The sequence below is a fragment of the Spirosoma terrae genome (genome assembly GCF_010435915.1).
GTDB lineage: Bacteria > Bacteroidota > Bacteroidia > Cytophagales > Spirosomataceae > Spirosoma > Spirosoma terrae.
Genome location: NZ_JAAFZH010000008.1, coordinates 109,869 through 130,801 on the forward strand (window position 1 = coordinate 109,869; position 20,933 = coordinate 130,801).

A 20,933-nucleotide genomic window follows, 5' to 3' on the forward strand; every position below is an offset into this window, starting at 1 on the left:
AAAAAAGCGCTCGTTACTATCTTACTCCATCACCACTGTATACACTTTCCCGCATTGCGTTGGCAGGTCGTACAGAAACGTTTCTTTCAGCGATAAAGGCGTTACGTTGGCCTGTGGCGATTTGATAGCGGCTGGCGTTTCGTCCACTACGTAGAATGGATTGGTGTTGTCGCCCGATGCTTTTACCAGCGTAAATCCACTTCCTTTCAGCGCATTGATTGATCGTAATCGCAGATTACCACCCAGATTTGATTTGACGGTGAGCTTCGTCAGCTTGCCTTCTTTCCATTCCATGCTGACTACCTCGAAACCGCCACGAGCCCGGATGCCGCTGATATTCCCCGTAGGCCACACGTCTGGCAGGGCGGGTAGCAGATGCAGGCTTCCATCGTTACTTTGGACGAGCATTTCGGTGATGCCCGATGTACAGCCGAAGTTGCCATCGATCTGAAACGGTGGGTGCGCGTCGAACAGGTTGTTATACGTACCGCCCCCGTCTTTGTTGACACCCAGTGGTGTCAGTTGACTCTGGATCAGCGCATAGGCATGGTTACCGTCCTGAAGTTTGGCCCACCAGTTGACTTTCCAGCCCATGCTCCAGCCCGTCGATACGTCGCCCCGATGAATCAGGCTGGTGCGGGAAGCGCTGAACAAATCGGGTGTGCGATAGGCAGAAATCTGGTTCGAAGGGAACAGGCCATACAGATGGGAGATATGCCGATGTTTATCGTTGGGATCATCAATGTCGTCGAGCCACTCCTGCAACTGGCCGTGCTGCCCAATGTGCATAGGAGGCAGTTTACTCCGTTTCTGCTTAAGTACCGCCACAAAATCAGCGTCCTTTTTCAGGATGTCGGCGGCCCGGATGGCCGTGCTGAATACATCGAATACAATCTGATTGTCCATCGTTGTTCCGGCATCGAGCGATGAGCCACCGTGTGCCTGGGGCGCATTTTCGGGCGACGTACTGGGGGTTACGACCAGCCAGTGGTATTTGGGGTGTTCAACCAGAAAATCAGCGTAAAATTGAGCGGCTCCTTTCAGAATTGGATAGACCGATTCCAGAAAAGCCCGGTCGCCATTGTAGAGGTAATGCTCCCATAAATGCTGGCTAAGCCATGCCCCACCGGCGGTCCACATGCCCCAGAAAGCGCCATCGATAGGACCGTTGATCCGCCAGATGTCGGTGTTGTGGTGGGCCATCCAGCCACCAGCTCCGTACATGACCTTGGCGGTTTCCTGCCCCGTTTCCGACAGTTCCCGAATCATTCTGAACAGCGGCTCGTGCATTTCGGACAGATTGGTTTTCTCGGCGGGCCAGTAGTTCATCTGGGTGTTAATGTTGATGGTATACTTACTGTCCCAGGGTGGCCGCATTTTATTGTTCCAGATGCCCTGCAAATTGGCGGGTTGACCCGGTACTTCACCAGCGCGGCCCGGCTGCGACGAGGAAATCAGCAGGTACCGGCCGTACTGATAATACAACGTAACAAGTTGTGGGTCATTGACCGATCGGAAATTACGCAATCGCTCGTCGGTGGGCAGATTAGCGGCTTCAGTATCACCTAAATCGAGTTTTACCCGGTTGAAGTAGTTTTGATACGCGGCCACGTGCGTCTTGAGGATAGCCGCGAACGATTTTGAGTAACCGTTGTTCAGATACGTAGCAGCACGGACGTTTTCATCGCCACTAAGATCCTTATAGCTGTTGAAGTTGGTGGCAATCGCTACGTAAATAGTTGCCGACGTAGCACCTTTTACAATGAGCGACGTATCGGTGGTAGCGAGCGTACCACCTGCATTTTTAATTCGGGCTATGCCTTTGAACGTCACCATGCCTTTCACGCCCTCGTGATCCGACGTAGTGGCCGTCATGGTGAGTTCTTTGGCCGTCGTCGTTTTAATTTCGGACGGTTTTTGCTGGGTGGAAAAAGAAGCGGAAAACGACAGCTTGCCAGGTTTACTGGCGGTTAGTTGCATCACTACTACGTTGTCGGGGAAGGATGCCAGCACTTCGCGCGTGTACGTAACGTCGCCGACTGTATACGACGTTTTGGCCACAGCTCGTTCAATATCAAGTTCACGATAGTAGTTGGTGTACGTATCGTGTCCATCGAAGGTTAGCATGAGATTACCAACCGGCTGAAACATCTGTCCGTGCGATTTCTTGGTCAGAATCGATTTGTTGGCCAGTTGCTCGGCTTCCTTTTGTTTACCATCAAAGATCAACTGCCGGATTTCGGGCAGGACGGCCAGCGCATTGGGATTATCATTGCGATTGGGACTTCCACTCCAGACCGTATGTTCGTTGAGCTGGATGGTTTCCTGCGGTACGTTGCCGTAAATCATGGCGCCCAGTCGGCCATTTCCGATAGGCAACGCACTCTCCCATATTTTTTCAGCTGGTTTGTTATACCACAGTTTTAACGCTGTTTTGTTTTGGGCAAAGCCAGCCGTTGATAGGGTCAACAGGAAAAGGCAAAGGAATAGTCGCATTCGTTGTAAGTGGCTAGTTGGGGGTAGATATGCTGGGATGACAAAAGAAGGCTCAAGGCGTATCCTTACCCATATTCCATATTACTACAACGTAATTTTTGTCATCCTGACGGCAGGAAGGATCTTCGGAAGCCTTCTGTTTTATTGACTATTACGAAGATCCTTCCTGCCGTCAGGATGACAAAAAACGCTGGTTTACTATACGATACTCATACTCCTAATAGCCAGGATTCTGCGTGAATGCCGGACCCTCAACTACGCGGTCTATCTGCGATTGAGGAATAGGACGTAGCATATTGAAATCCTGGACATAAGGCGCAGCTTCCGGATTCCAGGCTTTCACCCGGCGGACCAGCGAGCGAGTACGGACCAGATCATGCCAACGCTGCCATTCGCCGAAGAATTCGCGGCTGCGTTCATCCAGAATAAAGTCCAGCGTTACGTCAGCTGCCGTGATTGTCATGGCCGTTGCTGCGGCTGAATTTTGAGCAGCCGTATTGGTCTTGCGGTAAGCCGCCCGTTGCCGTACTACGTTTATCAGGGCTGCCGCTTTGGTTGCATCGCCTGCTTTGAAGTAGGCTTCAGCACCGGTCATGTATACGTCCGAAAAGCGATACAGCACACAAGGGCGGGTCGATGGATCATTGAAGTTAGCACCCCGGCTTGGGTCCATGAACTTTTTCAGCGCTGGGAAAATGCCATTATCCCACAGGCTAGGCGGAACAACAAGCCCTTTGAACGGTCTCGTCCCTACGAACTGTGGTGCACCGGCCACTTCAAAATCTGGTAGCCAGACGGCGGTATCTGCGCCTACTACGGTTGTATAACTGATTCCCCGTTTGTTATTGGCAGCCGTAGCCGAATTGGTAACAGCGGTATTGGCAATATACACCGTATAGAATGAGCTCATAAATCGTGAATCAACATCACGCTTTGTAAATGCCTGATCCAGGAAATAATTCTTGCCTGCATTGGCACCAGTTGTCCATTGGTAACTGTTCGGACGCATACGAACGTAGGGGCGACCGTATTGCGAGTCCCGAATCATAAGGGAGGTCCCACTATTCACATAAGCGCCCGCTGTGCTTTTGTAGGAGTTGATACCACTGTTGTTCGGATAGTTCCAGTTGGTAAACCAGGGCGATAGATTCTGGGCTGCACCGCCACCAGCTGCTGCTCCCACTACGTAGTAACCAAATTTGGGATCGAGTACGTGATCGCTAACAAACATGGTTTCTTTACCATAGTCATTGGCGGGCACAAAGGCATCACCATAGTCCTGCCATAAATCGAGTCCGTAGGTTCCTTTGTTGGCAATGATGTTGTCACAAATGGTGGCTGCCTGCGTAAAGTCCGAAGCCGTATTGTTCAGCCAGCCGCGGGTCAGATAGGCCTTGGCAAGCAGTAGCTGAGCCACCGGCTTAGTGGCTGCTTTTCCCAGGAAGGGTGCTGTAGGCGTATTGGGCAAGTCAGCAGCCGCTTCGGTCAAATCTTTAATGATCAATTCATACACCTGGGCAACTGGCTGGCGGGAAGCTGCCTGCGACGGCGTTGTTATGAATTCGGTATGCAGTGGAACATCGCCCCAGGTCTGCACCAGGTAAAAATACCAGAATCCGCGCAAAAACTTGGCCTGAGCCAGATATTGCTTTCGGGTAGCCTCCGGCAAATCGATTGTCTGGCCGTACTTGAGTACGCCATTTATCGTATTGATATCCTGAAACGCTACGCCCCAGGCCGAGCCAAAGTTGCTACCATTAAGGCCGTTGTATGTGTATGGGATGGGCGTTCCTGCGCTGGCTCCTTGTAAGAACTCATCAGTTCCGGCCTGCATTTCTACCGTAAATCCTTCAGTGCCCCACTGGCCCCGGATGTCGTTATAGACTCCGGCAATTCCTCCCAATACTCCAGCCGGGCTGTTGAAGTAAGATGGAACGATTTGAGACTGCGGATTCTCCTGTAATATTTTTTCGCAACCTGTGCTCAGGATAGCCGTAAGGCCAAGCACGGCGCCAACTTTTATGGCTTTCATTGTAGCTTTCGAGGTTAGAATTTAAGGTTTACGCCTAAGGTGAATTGCCGTACGGGTGGATTATTCAGGTTCACTGCAATCTGACGTTCCGGCGTACCACGATCGCTGGCCCCCTGAGGATTCAGCGTCGATTGACCACTAGCATAGCTGTTCCCTTCTGGATCGACAGCCAGGTGGTCACGTACTAATGGCGAATAAATGATGAACGGATTGGTAGCGTTGAAATAAACCCTTGCTGAACTCATCCCAATTTTCCGGATCAGCTCACTGGAGAACGTGTAGCCCAGGTTGATGCTTCTGACTTTGACGAACGAGCCATCGTAGTAGCCCAGCGTAGAACCAAAATAGGCAACGGCACTGGCTGCATCTGGAGCTGGGAACGCATTGGTTGGGTTGGTTTCGGTCCAATAGTCGGTTTTTACCTGATTTACCCGGCCCTGGTTGAAGAATGCAAAGCCGCCCGAACCCGTCGAGTTACCCGTCAAATAGGGGACAATTACTTTCATACCCATACGGGCAAAGGTGACAACCGACAGATCGAAGTTTTTGTAGCTGAACCGATTAGTTAGACCGCCTTCCCAGTTTGGCTGGAAATTACCCAGAATCTGACGATCGTTAGCGTCAATTTTACCGTCTCCATTCACATCCTCCACCCGGATCTGGCCAGGAAACTGTACGGGTGACGTTTGTTTTGCCAACGTACCATTTTCCTGGTCGGCGGTTTGCCAGATGCCAATTTTTTTGTAATCGTAAATAACCGACAGTGGTTGCCCAACAAACCAGCCCGCTCCGATATTGGCCTGCTCGGCTGGCGTAGTAAGCTGGGTGATTTTCTCCCGATTGAAGAAATACGTAAGGTCGGCACTCCAGTTGAAGCCTTTCGGATTGCGGAAAATCTCGAACGTCAAGGCGGTTTCCAGACCTTTACCTTCTGTCCGGCCCAAGTTTTTCAGCGTCGAGCCGGCGCCGTTGCTCGGTGGGAGAGGTACAGACAACAGAATGTCTTTCGTTTGCTGGTGATACCAGTCAACCGAACCCGTAATGCGGTTATTCAGGAAGCCAAAGTCAATTCCTAAATCAATCTGTGAGGTCGATTGCCAGCCCAATCCCGTAGCAGGTAAGCTCGTAACGGTATAGGCCAGTTGCTGTCCGGCAGTACCGGTACCGAAGTTGTAATAACCAGCCGACAGCGCTCCTAGCGTTGCATAAGCGCCTACGTTACGGTTACCCGATATACCCCAGCTACCCCGTACTTTCAGGTTCGATACAACGGGTATTTCTTTCATGAAGTTTTCCTCAATAATGTTCCAGCCAGCACCAATAGCCGGGTAGTTAAAGTATTGGTTACCTGGTGATAACGTAGAGGAACCGTCGCGTCTTAGGGTAAGTGTTAACAGGTAGCGGTCGTTGTAGCTATAGTTCACACGACCCATGTAAGAAAGCAGCCCAAGCTCCGAGAAGGAGTTACCAAAGTCTGAATTGGCAACCGGCGTTCCGGAAGCCAGTGAGAAGTTGGACGTCTTGATGTAGTCGGCTGGCACCCCTGTAATCGTGAAACGGCTACCCAACGAATGGTTTTTGGTGATTTCATACAGTCCGGTTACGCCGAATTTATGCTTGCCAATTGTTTTATCATAGTACAGCAGGTGCTGCAGGTTGATATCCCAGTATTCGGTGTTACTGATTTCGGCGTTCGATGACGACTGAACCGTAGCGTTGTTGAAATAGGTGAGCGGTCCACCGTAACCATTGTAATTCGACTGGCTGAAATTCAAACCGGCATTCATCCGATAACGAAGGCCAGGCAAAATATTGACCTCGGCATAAAGGCTGTTAAAGGTCCGCAAAGCCCGTGTACGACCCAGATAGGAGTCCTTTTTGGTAATAATGGTTAATGGACTGACTGACGCAGCATCGATGGAGCCTTCTGCCGGGAATAGATTAACTGATCCGTCTGCATTGTAGGGTGCTGCCAACGGGGTCAACCGAACCAGACCACCTGGAATACCGCCACCCCCTGGTGTGTTCGTATAGGTAAGGGTATTCAGCGTGTTCAACCCAATTTTAACGTGTTTACCGATACGTTGATCAATCGTGGCACGAATGGTATAGCGCTCAAACTTCTGGCTGGGAATAATACCGGTCTCGTTGAAATAGCCTAACCCCAGCGAGTACTGCGTATTTTCAACTCCGCCCGTCATGCTTAGCTGATGGTTGGTGTTGAACCCCTGTTTGTACAGTAAGTCCTGCCAATCGGTTGAAATACCGGCCGCCAGTGCTTCTGTTTCTTTCTGAGTAAGGGGGTAGGCAGTCGTTCCGGGGCTGGTGCGGTTATATTTGGCCGCATCGGCTTTAAACTGGGCATACTCCGGGCCATTCATTATGTTGAATTTACCCATGATGTTGGTTACGCCATGATAACCGTCGTAGCTGAAAACGGGCTTGCCTACTTTGCCTCGTTTGGTCGTGATCAGAATAACACCGCCCGATCCTCTCGATCCGTAGATGGCTGTAGCCGATGCGTCTTTGAGAATTTCCAGGCTAGCAATATCGTCGGGGTTGATGTCATTGAGTCCCCCAAACGGTATACCATCGACAACCACTAACGGACCATCCAGCCCGTCGCTGTTTGATCCCTGACCGCTCGTTAGCGTGCGGTTACCACGAATTCGAATCTGCCCCTGTGAACCGGGGGTAGCTCCGTTACTAACGATGGTTACTCCGGCAGCCCGGCCTTTCAACTGGTTCACCAGGTTAGGGGCAGGGACTTCTTTTAATGTGGTTTCATTTACAGACACCACTGAGCCCGTCACATCGCGTTTACGTTGAACACCATAGCCAACTACGACGACCTCATCGAGTGTTTTGTTGTCTGTTGCCATGGTAATGTTGATGGCACTTCTCGAACCAACCGTAACTTCCTGTGCGGCAAAACCCACCAGCGAAAAAACCAGAACAGCATCGGTATTAGGTACCGCAATCCGGTAGTTACCCCGCTCGTCGGTTGTTGTGCCGCGCTGAGTCGACTTGATCTGGATGTTAACTCCAGGTAGACCTTCGCCTTTTTCGTCGGTTACCCGGCCTGTAATCTGTACATCCTGAGCTTGATCACTAGGGATATCGCCAGACGTTTTATTGTCGAGTGAGGTTGTCGATGTTCCTTCTCGCTTAATAACAATCTGTTGACCAACTACCTCATAGCGTAAGTTGAGCGGTGCTAATATCTGCTCCAGGACGCGGGAAAGCTGCTCATTCTTAGCCTGGTAGTTTATTTTTCTTTTTGACTGGATAATCTCACGGCTAAATAAGAACTGGACATTAGCCAGTTTCTCAATCCGTTTGATGGTTATTTCAACGTCCTCATTCTGAGCCTGAATACTGACTCGTCGGTTAAGGAGTTCCTGGGCTTTACTATCTAAAGCCAAACTGATATTGGCTAAGGTTAGAGCAAGTAAGATTTGCAGGCTTGAAATTCTCATAATCCTGATCAAAACCTTGCGGTTCATTAAAAGGTATTGCATAAGTTTGTGTACGTTGTTATTTTCTGGAAAAAATGACAATACAATTCCTGTCTCCCTTTCAGAGAAGGGAGAATGTGTTTTGGTGACACATTTAGGGGCGTTCGAAGCGATACTGTTGGTAGCAGTATCGCTTTTTTGTGAAAAAAGTGATCTGTTACATACTATTCATTGTGTTGAAACGGGTTTGGGGTTTAGGGTAGAAATAATTTTAGCTACATCCGTGGCTATGTATAATTAACTGATTATCTACTACTTCAAACGTGGAATCGATGGCAAGGCAGATCAACCGAATTTTTTCCAGAAAAGGAACGTCATTTAGCTGCCCAGTGAACGTACATTTCTTAAGTGATTGCTGATCATAAATGATTGGCATGTGATAGCTGTCTTCAAGCTGACCAAAAATCACCGGAATGGGCGTATAATTAAATACAAACTGTTCGCTAATGATGGAAGATGACTGCTCATCAGCTACGCTACGGCTTTGCTTAAGAACTTTGTCAGTTTTGGTATCTAGACGTAGTTGTTCATTTACACGTAATAGAATAGGTTTTTTAGGTGAAACAGCTGATAATACGGAAACTTTTCCTGTCTTTACCCGGACGTAAGCCGATGTCTCATTGTCAAAAGATCGAACCTGAAAGCTGGTTCCCAGTACTTTCGTTGTCAGTGTGGGCGTGTAGACGATGAAAGGTTTGTCTGGTTTTTTGGTTACTTCAAAAAAACCTTCGCCATCCAGATAGACTTCTCGTTGTGCTTGGTTCGTCTGTTTATTAAAGCGTAGTTGGCTGCCCGATGAAAGCAATACGGAGGAGGAGTCGGGTAAAAGCACAACAAGTGGTATCCCTGTCGTATTTTTTACCTGTTTCCAACTTGTCTCTTTTCGTTCAGTGGCGCGAGTTACTCTTGCCTGTGACCCTACCTGATCGGTATCCATTCGCCACCAGACGAGTACGCTTATAATGGCGGCCGCTGCCATCCATTTAGCCCACCCAAGGAGCGGTCTGACCGGCGCGGAAAAGTCGACCATCTGATCGACTATCTGTTCCGCTTTCTGTTTAGCCGTATGATCGGTAAGCTCAATTTTATTTCCCTCTACTACTAGAAAAGTGGCGATTGCCTGTTCATAAATTTCTTTTTTGTCGGAATTTACCGCCAGCCATGCCTGCCAATAGGCTCTGTCCGCTGGTTGTCTTTCGGTGACCCAGCGTCGAAATGCTTCATTTTTTAAGAAATCCTCTACCGATGAAAGGGTCTCAGAATGATTGTCCATTGGCACTTTTCTACTACTTATAATGATAGTATGAAGAATATGCCCGACTATACCCTATTTAAAGGAAATTTTTTTGGCATAAAATCCAAATTCCTCCAAATAGGTGCACAAGCCATTGATTTCGAAGTTTACTCAGGGCTTTTTGCAGAAAATTGGATACTGATTGCCGATTGATATTCATCACTTCGGCAATCTCGCCAATAGACAAATTTTCGTAATAACGAAGATATAAGGCTTCTCGCTCCCGCGTGGGCAGAGACGCTAATTGAGATTGGATGGTAGTTGTTAATAGGGTGAGCGTTTCCTGTTCAATCAGGAGCGATTCACTGTCAATTCCCTCCGTTAATGAACTGTCCCAGTCCAGCTCTTCGACCAAGAACCGCTTTTGAGACCGAAGATGGAGCAGGACATGATGTCGTAAGCTCTTGAATAAGTAATGTTTTACGGAACTAGTATCATTAATCTGCAGTCTATTTTGCCACAATTGCAAAAAAAGCTCTTGAATGCAATCGTCTACAACAGATTCTGTCACCATGAATTTCAGGCCATAGTGTCTTAGCGCCCGGTAATAACGCTCAGCCAACCGGCCTAATGCCTGTTTATCACCCTGCCGATACGATTGCCATAAAATGTGGTCCGGAGGAGTCATAAAGTAATGAATAGAGTCAAAATAAGAGTAAGACCATTGTATTGGATACGTAACTAATTACGAGTACGCTAATGTAGCATCATAATCAATTCATATCGTTAACTTTTATAGATGTCAGGTCAGCTATCGCGCTGAAACAGTTGGTTAAAATAGCTAACGGATACCTATATACGTATATGGGTTGGCGTTATATTGTTTCTGTAACTATTGATCTTAAAAAAGCCTGCATTTGCCTGCTGCTGAGCATCTGCTCTACATGATGAAGAGAAAATAATTGACTGATCGTTTATAAGTTCATTTATTATAGTTAATGAGAATACAATTTTACAGCAATATAATTATAGAAACCAGACTTCTTTTGATCGATACTGACTGTATTTTAACATTTTTGCATGCTATTTGTACCAATTAATCGAATTGCATCTGGCCGAACGTTTCAGGTAAGATTGTATAGTTTACAGTTCGTCGTTAATCCGGCACAGGCCAACTGGTCTACTGTAGAACCGAAACTATCGGCGATCGATAACCGTGATTTTCCGCTTCGAAGCACGGGTTACTACGTAGTTAATAAAAGCCGTGTATCCGCGCTAAAAGAGATGATGGATTAGTCGGAATTTTGTATCATCAAACGACCGAAACCTCATTCTCTTTTTTAGCATGGAAAAAGCATTCTGGTTAAACTCCTGGGAATTAAAAGGACACTATACCAACTTCCACCGTAACGATATTCACCCTCATCTTATTAAACATCTGCCCCCATTTGCGCTGGAAGGCCAAACGATATTCGTTCCTTTCTGTGGAAAATCAATAGATTTATTGTATTTCAGTCGCTTTGCTACGCGGGTTATTGGCGTCGAAATTTCAGAAAAAGCAATTATCCAGTTTTTTGACGAGAACCACCTGGCGTATCGGCAGATTGGCAGCCGATTTGTGTCGGGCAATATTACGATTCTCTGCCGTGATTTCTTCTGGCTGAATCGCGAAGATATTGGTGCAATTGACATCGTTTATGATCGTACTGCAATGACTATGTTGCCTCACGATATGCGTATGCGATATCTGCAAACGCTCGAATGGCTAACTCCAGTTGGTACGTTATATTTTCTGAATACACTAGAGTATTCGCCGTTATTATCGACTCCTCCGTTTAGTATTTCGCCCGACGACGTAACGCGCTATTTCCCCAATTACGTTGTTGATCATATCGAGAACATCAGTCTGGCCCAGAATGGCATGATTCGCCACCATGCTTTGTCGGAGGTAAAAGAGCATGGTTTCATTATGCGTAAACTCTATGATTCACCCGTTCTGATCGACATCGATGATTTGGAAGTAGTAGCGTAATAATCAAGTTTAGAACAAAGGAACGCCACAAGCCGAACGCAGCATTACGTTCGGCTTGTGGCGTTTTAAGTAAAATTTTCCCCCGGTTGTTCTCCTATTCGCTTTTTAGGGAGTTTACTATGCATTGGTTTACTGTTTCATTTTGATGACGGATTCATGCATGTACTGGCCAAGCCTACTCAGTTTCTTATTTTTCTTTTTTTGTTGTTCGGTGGTTTATACTTCGCCCGGACAGTGCTGATTCCTGTAACAATTGGCGGATTACTGGCCATGTTGTTTTTTCCAGTGAGCAAAAAGCTTGAGCAGCGCGGCATAAACAGGGGGTTGGCGTCTACGATATGTATTGTTTGCTTACTGGGCGTTGGAATGGGGCTTCTGATTTTCCTCAAATGGCAATCTACGGATCTACTCAACGATCTGGCAGGGATAGAAGAACGGATTAAACAGGTAATGGCTCAGGTTCAGGCTTACATAGATGAGAAATTTGGTATCAACCCGCAACAGCAAAAGAAACTTATAAAAGAACAACAGTCATCGGGCGTTGGGGAACTGTCGACAATGATGACCAAAAGCCTGAGTTCGTTGCTGGGCATAGGCGTAGATTCATTATTAATATTTGTTTATGCCTACCTGATTTTATACTTCCGTAACCATCTGAAGAAGTTTGTGCTAAAGCTGGTCGATTCAGACTCCCGATCCGAAACGCGGGAGGCTCTTTATGAGAGTAGCAAAGTGGCTCAGTAGTACCTGACGGGGCTGGCTATAATGGTTCTACTGCTATGGATACTGTACGGTATTGGTTTTAGCCTAGTTGGGGTGAAGCAGGCCATTTTCCTGGCGATTCTATGCGGAATTCTGGAAACGGTACCGTTTGTAGGAAATCTCACAGGCAGTATCCTGACCATTTTGTTAACCATAGCCCAGGGAGGGAGTAGTAATATGGTGCTCGGTATTATAGTTGTTTACGGGGTTGTACAGTTTACGCAATCGTATCTCATTGAACCATTGATTGTCGGCGCTGAGGTAAACATCAATCCACTGTTCACCATTTTGGCCATTGTGATAGGGGAGGCTGTTTGGGGAATACCAGGAATGATTGTAGCCCTGCCCGTGCTGGGTATTATAAAAATTATCTGTGATCATGTGGATTCTTTAAAGCCCTACGGATTTCTGATTGGTAAAATCGACGAAGAGGAATCCAGTCTTTTAGATCGGTTAAAAGACACGTTTTCGAAGAAGTAGCGTAGTCGCTCTTACTTAATTCTAAGAACAGCTTAAGCAAATTCTAAGCAGTAGGCGCTATGTTCGAAGAATATCGAAAGTTCCTTTTGTACGCATAGCGACCTGAATGGTTGTGATGAGGAGCTGTTTTTAAAATGCTACTACGTTATGGAAATGTCAACATTAAAACGAATTCTGGTACCTGTCGAGTACAGCGAAAAATCGGAAGCAGCAGTACTAGTGGCGGCCGCCATGAGTCGTCGCCATAAGGCTGTTCTCCGGTTATTGCATGTTATTAATCCCGATACTTATTCATTTTCTGGAAGCGACAAATTAGTTGTTTCAATGTCGACCGAAGACGTAATTCTGTCTGAATTATCGAAACTCCAGCGATGGGCTGATTCATTGTTGCAAGGCCAGTCGGTACAGTGTTACGTTGAGTGCCGTATTGGAATAGTTCATGATCGTATACTAGAAAAAGCGCAGGAGGTTGGCGCTGATCTAATTGTCATGGGGTCTGAGGAGAGGTCTGGTATGCGAGATTACTTGCTGGGCTCTGATACCTACCGCGTACTAAAAGAGGCTCCCTGCCCTGTACTGACAGTGCCAGGTAATACACAGGCGACCGATTTTAAGCAGATCTTGTTTTCGCTACGTCCAGTTGAGGGAGCATTGGATAGCTATGAGTTTGCCCGCCGGATCATTCAGAAAAATAAAGCACACGTAACAATTCTGGCTTTGTTTGATAATCGGCAAGCAGAGACGACAACGTTATTGACCCAGGCTATCAGGCAACTTGATAAACGATTGAAAGCAGACTCGATCAAAGCGGATATGCTGGTTACGGAGACGGATTCGGTTTCTGACACGCTACTTCAAAAGTCAGCTGATTTGCAGACGAGTCTGATCATACTCATGGCTAGCCCGGAGCTATCATTCACTAACTTCTTCAAAGGTGCCGTTGCCCGGCAGGTTATCCGGCGCGCTAGAGTGCCGGTATTGTCAATGAGACCACATCAATCCGTTGATCGGCCCATCTTACCGATAAGGGGAGGTATTAAATCGATGCAACGAATTTTTTCGCTCGTGCAGGCGAGCTGATTAATACAACGTAACGCGCCACTATAAAAACGGCCCGTCAGTACGAGTAAGTGTAAGAGAGATCGCCCACCCTGGCGATCTCTCTTACGTTAAAAGCAGCTTATGAAAATCAGCTGAAAAAATGATTCACCTTTCATGGCGGTTTCCTATTCAGTACGAAAGCGCTTTACGCTGTCTATCCACCTAAAAGCTATCCACACCTATTAATAAACCCAAATAAGACCATGAGCCGACAGTTAATTTTAATACCTATAGGATAAGTAAATTATAAAGAATTGGTTGCCGATTAGTAAATATGGGTAGAGTGTAACCTTTTGGATTACAACCGTTTATTGGTTAAGTGAGTCCTAAGTAAAGTTAAATCCTAATCCCTTATCGAAATGAAAAACAACTACAGAACGGATGTCGGCACGTATCGGCTGATTCTCGTGTGGATGCTGTGTTTAGCCCTAACGGCTACTGTTTGGGGGCAAACACCACTACGTTTTGTTGCGCCAACGTACAATTGCTCGACGGGCGCCATTACGTTTAACACGCTCGGTGGTGATGGGTCGCCAATTACGTATTCGGCGCCAGGCATAACCCGATCGTCGGTTTTTAGTAATTCAGGCACTGTGGAGGAAGGACTTCGGAGAGACCCAAAACCAATTCCTATTACGGCTACCCAAAGTGGGTATACAGCTAGTTACACATTCGATATAATAAGCTATTGTAGTGTTAGTGGGCTCAAACCGCCGGTACTGGTGTCGCCAATAGCAAACCTGACGATAACGGTTGGTGAGAAACTTGATAGGTATGCTGTTTCGCAACAATTCACAGACCCGAATGTATACCACGGAACGGGTTATACGCCTGTTTCATTTGGGGCAGTAGGTACGCCACCGGGTCTGGAGTTTAGGGACGCAACAATGGGGCCCAGTACGAATGCCTACTTTACGGGTGTGCCTGCCGCGCCAGGCGTTTATTCCGTAACCGTAACGTGCTATTTCTATCGGGGTATAACCGGCGAATTAGCCACGTCAAATACATTTACAATTACGGTATTGGGTAAACCGGTTAATCCTACTGATAATCTGGTTTTAACGCAGCCGACTTATAATTGTGCTACAGGCGAGATTCTTTTTAGGACGAGCGGTGGCGATGGCAGCCCCATTGAGTTTATGGCGCCAGGGATTACAGGCTGGACAACCAAGGCTGCCCATGTTTTGGATCAGTGTGCCCGTACCTGCAACGATATTCCCCCCTTTGTCATCTCGGCACGTCAAAGTGGCCGGGTCGTTAGCTATGTATGGTCGCGGCAGAACTACTGCAATAGTGCTAATTCTACCGTTTCGGTGCGTACCATACCAGACCAGATGGTAGCGGTTGGGCAGAGCGTTTATTTCACGATTGGGCTGTATTTCTCCTCCGCCGTTACGACTAGCTGGGCAGTTAATGCGCAGGGATTACCACCGGGAGTGTCTACTTTTTTCCGACAGGAAGGGGGCGGTAGCCCGAATCCTACCTGGGTTCTGGTCGGTACAGCCAACACGCCGGGCGTTTATACCGTAACGGCTTCAGCGAGTGCCAATGGCGGAGGAGCGACCACTACGTTCAAATTTACCGTTACCGGCGACAACCCATCTACTGGCAATGCGCTGGCGTTGGCATCGCCAACGTATAACTGCTCAACGGGGGCTATTCGTTTTAATACTACCGGTGGCGATGGTAGCCCCATTGAGTTTATGGCGCCGGGTATTACAGGCTGGACAACCAATCCCGATCAGTTTGTCGATAAAGACAGTCGTACCGCAAACGATGTTAAACCGTTTACATTGACAGCCCGTCAGAGCGGAAAAACAGTAACGCTTATGTGGGATTTGAAAGCAGCCTGTGGCAGAGCCCGTGCTGGCGTAGAAGAAATCAAATCGGGCTTAACGCTGACCGTATTGGGTAACCCTGTGCAGGACCAGCTACGTGTTCTGGTTGAAGGTGTTGACGGAGAATCGGTGCAACTGTGGTTGAGCGATCTGCAGGGGCGAACGCTCGAAAGCCGCCGAATCGAACAGGTCAGTCGTCGTGACGAACAGGTATTTCGGGTAGATGGAAAAGCGTCAGGTATTCTGTTGCTACAGGCTGTGTCTGGCAATCAAAAAACCAGCGTGAAAATTCTGAAATAGAAAGCGGAATGTTCTTAAAACCAAAAGCGTCGGGCCTTTCCCGACGCTTTTGGTTTTTGTTAGACCGAATAATATTTGAGTAGCGCCTTATCACGACCTTTTAGTCGGGCAATGTAAGCCAGCAGCCCAAAAAGACCTTTCTGGATACGTAGTGGCAACGTAGGCAGATAACTCTCGCCTTTCTCAAACAGGATCGACAAATCCCAGATGCTTTTGGGCATTCCCTTTTTGTTGGTAAGCCCATCGTTGGCCAGGCCATAGGCGATCCGAATCATTTCCTCAAAGTGGCGGGCCGGTTTGATCGTTGTCCGGAATTTTACGGGCTTATCGGGGCTCGGATTGAAGAAGCGGTGTACTACGTTTAGCGGCACGGTTGCGCTCTCTCCGGCCTTCAGCGACATAATTTCTTTACCGTACTGGATGCCTAAAACTCCTTGTATTACGTCAAAAACTTCAATAAACGTAACATGGTAGTGAAGGCCATTGCCACCGCCGGGAGCAAGTTCAACTTCTACCAGGGCATATTCGCCGTTGGTTTCGGCGGCTGTTTTCAGAAAGGTAACTTTATCGCCAATGTCGGGATTGGTGACAGTTCTTGGTAACGTGTTCATGATTGGTTGTTTAGAGGAAGGTTATTTTACTGAATGCAAAAACTGATAGAGAGAAGCCAGTTCTTTTTGTTCATACTCAGCCGTCATTTTCCAGGGCATATCGTCTGGGCTCATCTGATGACCATTGGGGGTTTTGCCGGTACGTAGCGTCTGAATGAACTGCTCCTGACTCCATTTGCCTACGTTGCCCGTGCTTGTGATATTGGGTACGGGAGGGAGGCCGGGCGCTAATGGATCACCCCCTTTAAAATTCGGGCGATGACAACCGCTGCACGAAATAGCCAGGTATTTACCAAGAGCTACGCCTTCGGCGGTATCAACACTGGCCACTACAGAGTGAGTATGGTCAATCTTTTCGACAGAGAGCAAAGGCATTTTGTCGAGGTACGTCATTATGTTAACAACCGGCCCTAATTTGTTTTCCGGTAATACGTTATCGACTGGTGCTAATTGCTGGCAATAGGCAATAATGGCGGTCAGGTCTGGCTGGGTTAGCAGCGTAGTCTCATGAGCGGGCATGAGTAGCAGTGGTCGGCCGTTGCGATCAACTCCGTGCCGCATGGCCATCAGCCAGTCACTTGTGCTGTAATCAGCTGGCAAACCACCTTTCCCTTTTGTCAGATTGGTAGCAACCAATCGGCCTAATGGAGCATCGTCCATCATTACCTTGCCAGCCATATTGGCGCCATGACAGTCGACACAACCTTTAATTACAACCAGGTGGTTGCCTCGTTTTAAGGTCGTGCTATCCGCTGTAATAGCCAGCGTTTCGGTTGGGAAACTATAGGGCTTTTCGGTACGATTGGTGATGTTGTGGGCTATGAAAAAATAGCTCCCTAGTGCGACTACGAGCAGGACACCAAGGATGCTGCCTACCCAAATAAGAATTTTACGTAACATAGCAGTTGTTGTTTCTGTAGATATAGCTCAATGCATTGAGCTGCGGTACAAAATTCAGCCAACAGGCTATGGAATCACCTACGCAAAACGGATAAAAACCTACGCGAAACGGATTTTCTCACAGAGATTACGTTATCGGAATTTGTGAACTACTCTTTGTGAGAGCTTCAGTTGAAAAGAGGGCCTGATCCTCTTTTCAACTGAAGCTCTTAATACCTTATTGATCTATAATTTGCTAATTTTGTAATACGTCTTATCGTAACGTACATGGAAAATCGCTTTGTTGAGAAAGCCACCGGCGCTATTTCTGATAAATACCGGTTGGCTATTTTGCTGGAATTATCGCGTAAAGGTAGCCTGACGTCGACCGACGTGCAGGAGCTTACGGGCTTGTCGCAACCTTGCGTATCGCATCATGTTAAGCTTCTGACAGACAGTGGTTTGGTCGATTCGAAAAAAGAGGGGCGTAATGTCCATCTTTCACTGAACAAAACCTGTATTCAGCAACTGTCCGACTTTATTGAAAAATTGACTTGAAAAAATTTAGTCAAATACATTTAAACTTTTAAATATTTGGTTGTGTTTTCTGGCCGTAATCAATCTGATCATTGTTACGCTTCATTCATTATGGCACAGAAACTGTTCACAGAAGCAAAGTTGGGTAGCCTTACCCTACAGAACCACGTTGTTATGGCCCCGATGACTCGCAACCGGGCCACCGCGGATCATATTCCGACCGACATCATGGCAACTTACTACGCACAACGCGCATCGGTAGGCCTGATTATTAGCGAAGGCGTTGGCCCATCGCCTAATGGAGAAGGGTACGCTCGTATTCCTGGTATCCATAATGCGCTTCAGGTAGAAGCCTGGAAAAAAGTAACGGCTGCCGTACATGCGAAAGGAGGTAAGATTTTTGCTCAACTGATGCATACTGGACGTATTGGGCACTCGCTTCATTTGGGCGATAATGCCGAAGTAGTTGCACCATCGGCCCTGGCTGCTGCCGGTGAAATCTTCACGGAAGAGGGCATGGCTCCACATCCGACTCCGCGGGCGCTGACAGCCGATGAAGTCAGAAAAACGATTCAGGAATTTGTACAAGCCTCTATAAATGCAATAGATGCTGGTTTTGACGGGGTTGAACTGCACGGTGCAAATGGCTATCTGATCGAACAATTTATCAGTCCTGACTCCAACCAACGTACCGACGAATACGGCGGTAATATTGAAAATCGCAGCCGGTTCCTGCTTGAAATTGCTGAAGCTGCGGGGCAGGCTATTGGCCTGGATAAAGTAGGCGTTAGATTATCGCCTTATGGCGTATTCAACGATATTAAGCCGTATACTGAGGTCGATGAAACCTATGCATATATTGCCCGCAAACTGAATGAAATCGGGGTGGTGTATGTACACCTTGTCGATCATACGTCGATGGGAGCACCGGCAGTACCGGAACAAATTGTGAAGGCCATTCGCGAGGCTTATACAGGTACGCTTATTTTGAGTGGCGGCTACGATGCCCAACAGGCTGAAGCTGCTCTGGAAAGCGGGGTTGCTGATCTGATTGCTTTTGGCCGACCTATACTCGCCAATCCTGACTTTGTTGAACGGTTGAAAACAGGCGCTGAGTTGAATCAGCCTGATTATACAACATTGTACACACCTGGCGAGAAAGGATATACCGACTATCCTGTGCTTGAAGCTGCTAACGCTTAACAGTCTGGTATGTTCATTAAAAAAGCGAGGTCTGGGCGATCTCGCTTTTTTAATGAACGTTACGTTTCGCGGACAATATTGCTCTCCTACTACTTGAGACATGAGTTGGTCAATTATCCTTTAAGCGAAAGTCCTATATTTTACCAAAAAAAGAATGAATAATTTGGCTGGTATAATTTTTATCCTAATTTTGTGCACGTGCACGGTTTGTTATATCCCTGATGTTCAATAAGGAGTGATCTGGCTTAACCTTAAGCCAATTTTTGTTCTAATTTTTCGTGCACGTGCACGAAGTTGTTATAAGTATAGTCAAATGAATAGTCCGTTTTACCGTTTTTGTTCGTTCATTACTACTGCGTTGATACAGACTGGGCAGCGAAAGCTCGGACTGTTGCTCGTGTTACTGGCAATCGTAGGGGCAGACGTTAAAGCTCAATTCTATGATGTACGGACTTTCGGAGCGGCAGGGGATAGCACAACCGATAACACTGGTTTTATTCAGAAGGCAATCGATTCATGTAGTCGTGCAGGAGGGACCGTCTACATTCCTAAAGGAACCTTTCTTACCGGAACGCTTATTCTCAAAAGTAATGTAACCCTCCATCTGGCAGCAGGTGCTACGTTGCTGGGACAACCCAATGCCTCTTTTTATCCTTACCAGAATTCCGGCATTCGTTTTTACGGCGAAGACTGGGCAAAGCAGGCATTGATTTTCTGTAAAAACCAGCAGAACGTAACGATAGAAGGTACGGGTACGATTGATGGACAGGGTGGGAAGTTTGTTACCAACACGCTAAAGAAGCCAGACCGATACCGGAACAGGCCTTACCTCCTCTGGTTTGCGGGTTGCGAAAATGTTACGGTGGTTGGCGTGTCATTACGTAACTCCGCGTTCTGGATGCAACATTATCTGGGATGCCGCAACGTACGCATCGATGGCATCCATATCTGGAACCACTCGAACAAGAATAACGACATGATGGATATCGATGGCTGCAGTCAGGTTACGATTTCCAATGTTATAGGCGATTCTGACGATGATGGGATTACGATTAAAAGTACATCACCGCTTGTTTCTGAGCATATTACCATTACTAACTGCGTATTGAGCAGCCATTGCAGCGCGATCAAATTCGGTACGGAGTCGGTTGGTGGATTCCGTAATATCTCTATTTCCAATTGCGTTATTAAGCGTTCGGCTCAGCAGCAGACCATCTATGGCAAGCCAGGAGGTATCAGCGGGCTGGCTATGGAAATTGTCGATGGAGGAGTGATGGAACACATTACGGTCAATAATCTGGTTATTGATGGTGCCGAAGTGCCCCTGTTTGTCAGACTAGGCAACCGGGCGCGCAAACACATTGAAACCGCCGATGCGCCACCGATAGGTAAACTTCGCAATGTTAACATTTCTAACGTAGTAGCATCCGGTGCGGGCATGACTGGCTGTGCAATTTCCGGTATTCCCGGCGCTACTATTGACAATATCACGCTTCGTAATATTCAGATCGAATTCGCGGGCGGGGGAGTAACGGCTGATATGTCGCGAAAAATTGATGAGTTGGTCGATAGCTATCCTGAAGCAACCATGTTTGGCAATCTTCCCGCCTATGGCTTTTTTATCCGCCATGTAACTGGCCTGAACATGTCTGGTATTCGTATAGCCTGCGTGAAAGCCGATCAGCGTCCGGTGATGTATTTAACCGATACCCGATCCTTTTCGGTTGAGGATATTGATGTTGATCCAGCCACTAAGACGCTGGCGGTCGTTGCCGGAAGTGAGCAAGGTACTATCACGGCTAAAGCACATCAGTTTCGGTTGCCTGATTTTTTGAAGAAAGACGCCAAATCAGTAAATGTGAAGGCTCTGTTGAAATGAAAATTACCTGATTATAGAATACGTATATAGC

Annotated in this window: 14 protein-coding genes and 1 pseudogene; 8 read left to right on the forward strand and 7 right to left on the reverse strand. The window is 47.3% G+C overall.

Annotated features, from left to right (window positions below):
- Nucleotides 1–21: 21 nt before the first annotated feature.
- The 5 genes from GK108_RS17990 to GK108_RS18010 form a co-directional block, all read right to left on the reverse strand.
- On the reverse strand, nt 22–2,496 hold the full coding sequence (locus GK108_RS17990; protein ID WP_163951598.1) for a glycoside hydrolase family 95 protein: 2,475 nt from the start codon (nt 2,494–2,496) through the stop codon (nt 22–24).
- A 217-nt stretch (nt 2,497–2,713) separates the two neighbouring features.
- A complete protein-coding gene (locus GK108_RS17995; protein ID WP_163951600.1) occupies nt 2,714–4,528 on the reverse strand; it encodes a RagB/SusD family nutrient uptake outer membrane protein in 1,815 nt (604 codons plus the stop codon).
- Between the two features lie 14 nt (nt 4,529–4,542).
- A complete protein-coding gene (locus GK108_RS18000; RefSeq protein ID WP_163951874.1) occupies nt 4,543–8,007 on the reverse strand; it encodes a TonB-dependent receptor in 3,465 nt (1,154 codons plus the stop codon).
- A 250-nt stretch (nt 8,008–8,257) separates the two neighbouring features.
- A complete protein-coding gene (locus GK108_RS18005) occupies nt 8,258–9,319 on the reverse strand; it encodes a FecR family protein (RefSeq protein ID WP_163951602.1) in 1,062 nt (353 codons plus the stop codon).
- A gap of 58 nt (nt 9,320–9,377) precedes the next feature.
- On the reverse strand, nt 9,378–9,968 hold the full coding sequence (locus tag GK108_RS18010) for an RNA polymerase sigma factor (protein WP_163951604.1): 591 nt from the start codon (nt 9,966–9,968) through the stop codon (nt 9,378–9,380).
- A gap of 392 nt (nt 9,969–10,360) precedes the next feature.
- Between GK108_RS18010 and GK108_RS18015 the strand changes: the two genes are divergently transcribed.
- The 5 genes and pseudogenes from GK108_RS18015 (at nt 10,361) to GK108_RS18040 (ending at nt 15,793) form a co-directional block, all read left to right on the forward strand.
- Nucleotides 10,361–10,576 carry a hypothetical protein gene (locus GK108_RS18015; protein WP_163951606.1) on the forward strand — a complete coding sequence of 72 codons (216 nt, stop codon included), beginning with the start codon at nt 10,361–10,363 and terminating at the stop codon, nt 10,574–10,576.
- A 49-nt stretch (nt 10,577–10,625) separates the two neighbouring features.
- Entirely contained in the window at nt 10,626–11,312 is a 687-nt protein-coding gene (locus GK108_RS18020; RefSeq protein WP_163951608.1) for a class I SAM-dependent methyltransferase, read from the forward strand.
- 156 nt (nt 11,313–11,468) lie between these two features.
- Nucleotides 11,469–12,554, forward strand: a pseudogene (locus tag GK108_RS31315) (AI-2E family transporter).
- Between the two features lie 153 nt (nt 12,555–12,707).
- On the forward strand, nt 12,708–13,634 hold the full coding sequence (locus GK108_RS18035; RefSeq protein WP_163951615.1) for a universal stress protein: 927 nt from the start codon (nt 12,708–12,710) through the stop codon (nt 13,632–13,634).
- Between the two features lie 380 nt (nt 13,635–14,014).
- Entirely contained in the window at nt 14,015–15,793 is a 1,779-nt protein-coding gene (locus GK108_RS18040) for a hypothetical protein (RefSeq protein WP_163951616.1), read from the forward strand.
- A gap of 59 nt (nt 15,794–15,852) precedes the next feature.
- Here the strand turns inward: GK108_RS18040 and GK108_RS18045 are convergent, their stop codons facing one another.
- Nucleotides 15,853–16,404 (reverse strand): cupin domain-containing protein, encoded by a 552-nt coding sequence (locus tag GK108_RS18045; protein ID WP_163951618.1) that lies wholly within the window; start codon nt 16,402–16,404, stop codon nt 15,853–15,855.
- Nucleotides 16,405–16,425: 21 nt separating this feature from the next.
- A complete protein-coding gene (locus tag GK108_RS18050) occupies nt 16,426–17,304 on the reverse strand; it encodes a c-type cytochrome (protein ID WP_163951620.1) in 879 nt (292 codons plus the stop codon).
- Between the two features lie 267 nt (nt 17,305–17,571).
- Here GK108_RS18050 and GK108_RS18055 point away from each other — a divergent pair, with 267 nt between their 5' ends.
- The 3 genes from GK108_RS18055 (at nt 17,572) to GK108_RS18065 (ending at nt 20,902) form a co-directional block, all read left to right on the forward strand.
- Complete coding sequence (locus GK108_RS18055; protein WP_163951622.1) at nt 17,572–17,841, forward strand: ArsR/SmtB family transcription factor; 270 nt, start codon at nt 17,572–17,574, stop codon at nt 17,839–17,841.
- Between the two features lie 90 nt (nt 17,842–17,931).
- The gene (locus tag GK108_RS18060) at nt 17,932–19,023 is read left to right on the forward strand and encodes an alkene reductase (protein ID WP_163951624.1); all 1,092 of its coding nucleotides are present in this window, start codon (nt 17,932–17,934) and stop codon (nt 19,021–19,023) included.
- 397 nt (nt 19,024–19,420) lie between these two features.
- A complete protein-coding gene (locus GK108_RS18065; RefSeq protein WP_163951626.1) occupies nt 19,421–20,902 on the forward strand; it encodes a glycoside hydrolase family 28 protein in 1,482 nt (493 codons plus the stop codon).
- Nucleotides 20,903–20,933 lie beyond the last annotated feature (31 nt).

Excerpts from the sequence above, each read along its gene's own strand:
- GK108_RS17990 (WP_163951598.1), bottom strand. The coding sequence starts at position 2,496 with ATGCGACTATTCCTTTGCCTTTTCCTGTTGACCCTATCAACGGCTGGC.
- GK108_RS17995 (WP_163951600.1), bottom strand. The coding sequence starts at position 4,528 with ATGAAAGCCATAAAAGTTGGCGCCGTGCTTGGCCTTACGGCTATCCTG.
- GK108_RS18000 (WP_163951874.1), bottom strand. The coding sequence starts at position 8,007 with ATGAGAATTTCAAGCCTGCAAATCTTACTTGCTCTAACCTTAGCCAAT.
- GK108_RS18005 (WP_163951602.1), bottom strand. The coding sequence starts at position 9,319 with ATGGACAATCATTCTGAGACCCTTTCATCGGTAGAGGATTTCTTAAAA.
- GK108_RS18010 (WP_163951604.1), bottom strand. The coding sequence starts at position 9,968 with ATGACTCCTCCGGACCACATTTTATGGCAATCGTATCGGCAGGGTGAT.
- GK108_RS18015 (WP_163951606.1), top strand. The coding sequence starts at position 10,361 with ATGCTATTTGTACCAATTAATCGAATTGCATCTGGCCGAACGTTTCAG.
- GK108_RS18020 (WP_163951608.1), top strand. The coding sequence starts at position 10,626 with ATGGAAAAAGCATTCTGGTTAAACTCCTGGGAATTAAAAGGACACTAT.
- GK108_RS18035 (WP_163951615.1), top strand. The coding sequence starts at position 12,708 with ATGTCAACATTAAAACGAATTCTGGTACCTGTCGAGTACAGCGAAAAA.
- GK108_RS18040 (WP_163951616.1), top strand. The coding sequence starts at position 14,015 with ATGAAAAACAACTACAGAACGGATGTCGGCACGTATCGGCTGATTCTC.
- GK108_RS18045 (WP_163951618.1), bottom strand. The coding sequence starts at position 16,404 with ATGAACACGTTACCAAGAACTGTCACCAATCCCGACATTGGCGATAAA.
- GK108_RS18050 (WP_163951620.1), bottom strand. The coding sequence starts at position 17,304 with ATGTTACGTAAAATTCTTATTTGGGTAGGCAGCATCCTTGGTGTCCTG.
- GK108_RS18055 (WP_163951622.1), top strand. The coding sequence starts at position 17,572 with ATGGAAAATCGCTTTGTTGAGAAAGCCACCGGCGCTATTTCTGATAAA.
- GK108_RS18060 (WP_163951624.1), top strand. The coding sequence starts at position 17,932 with ATGGCACAGAAACTGTTCACAGAAGCAAAGTTGGGTAGCCTTACCCTA.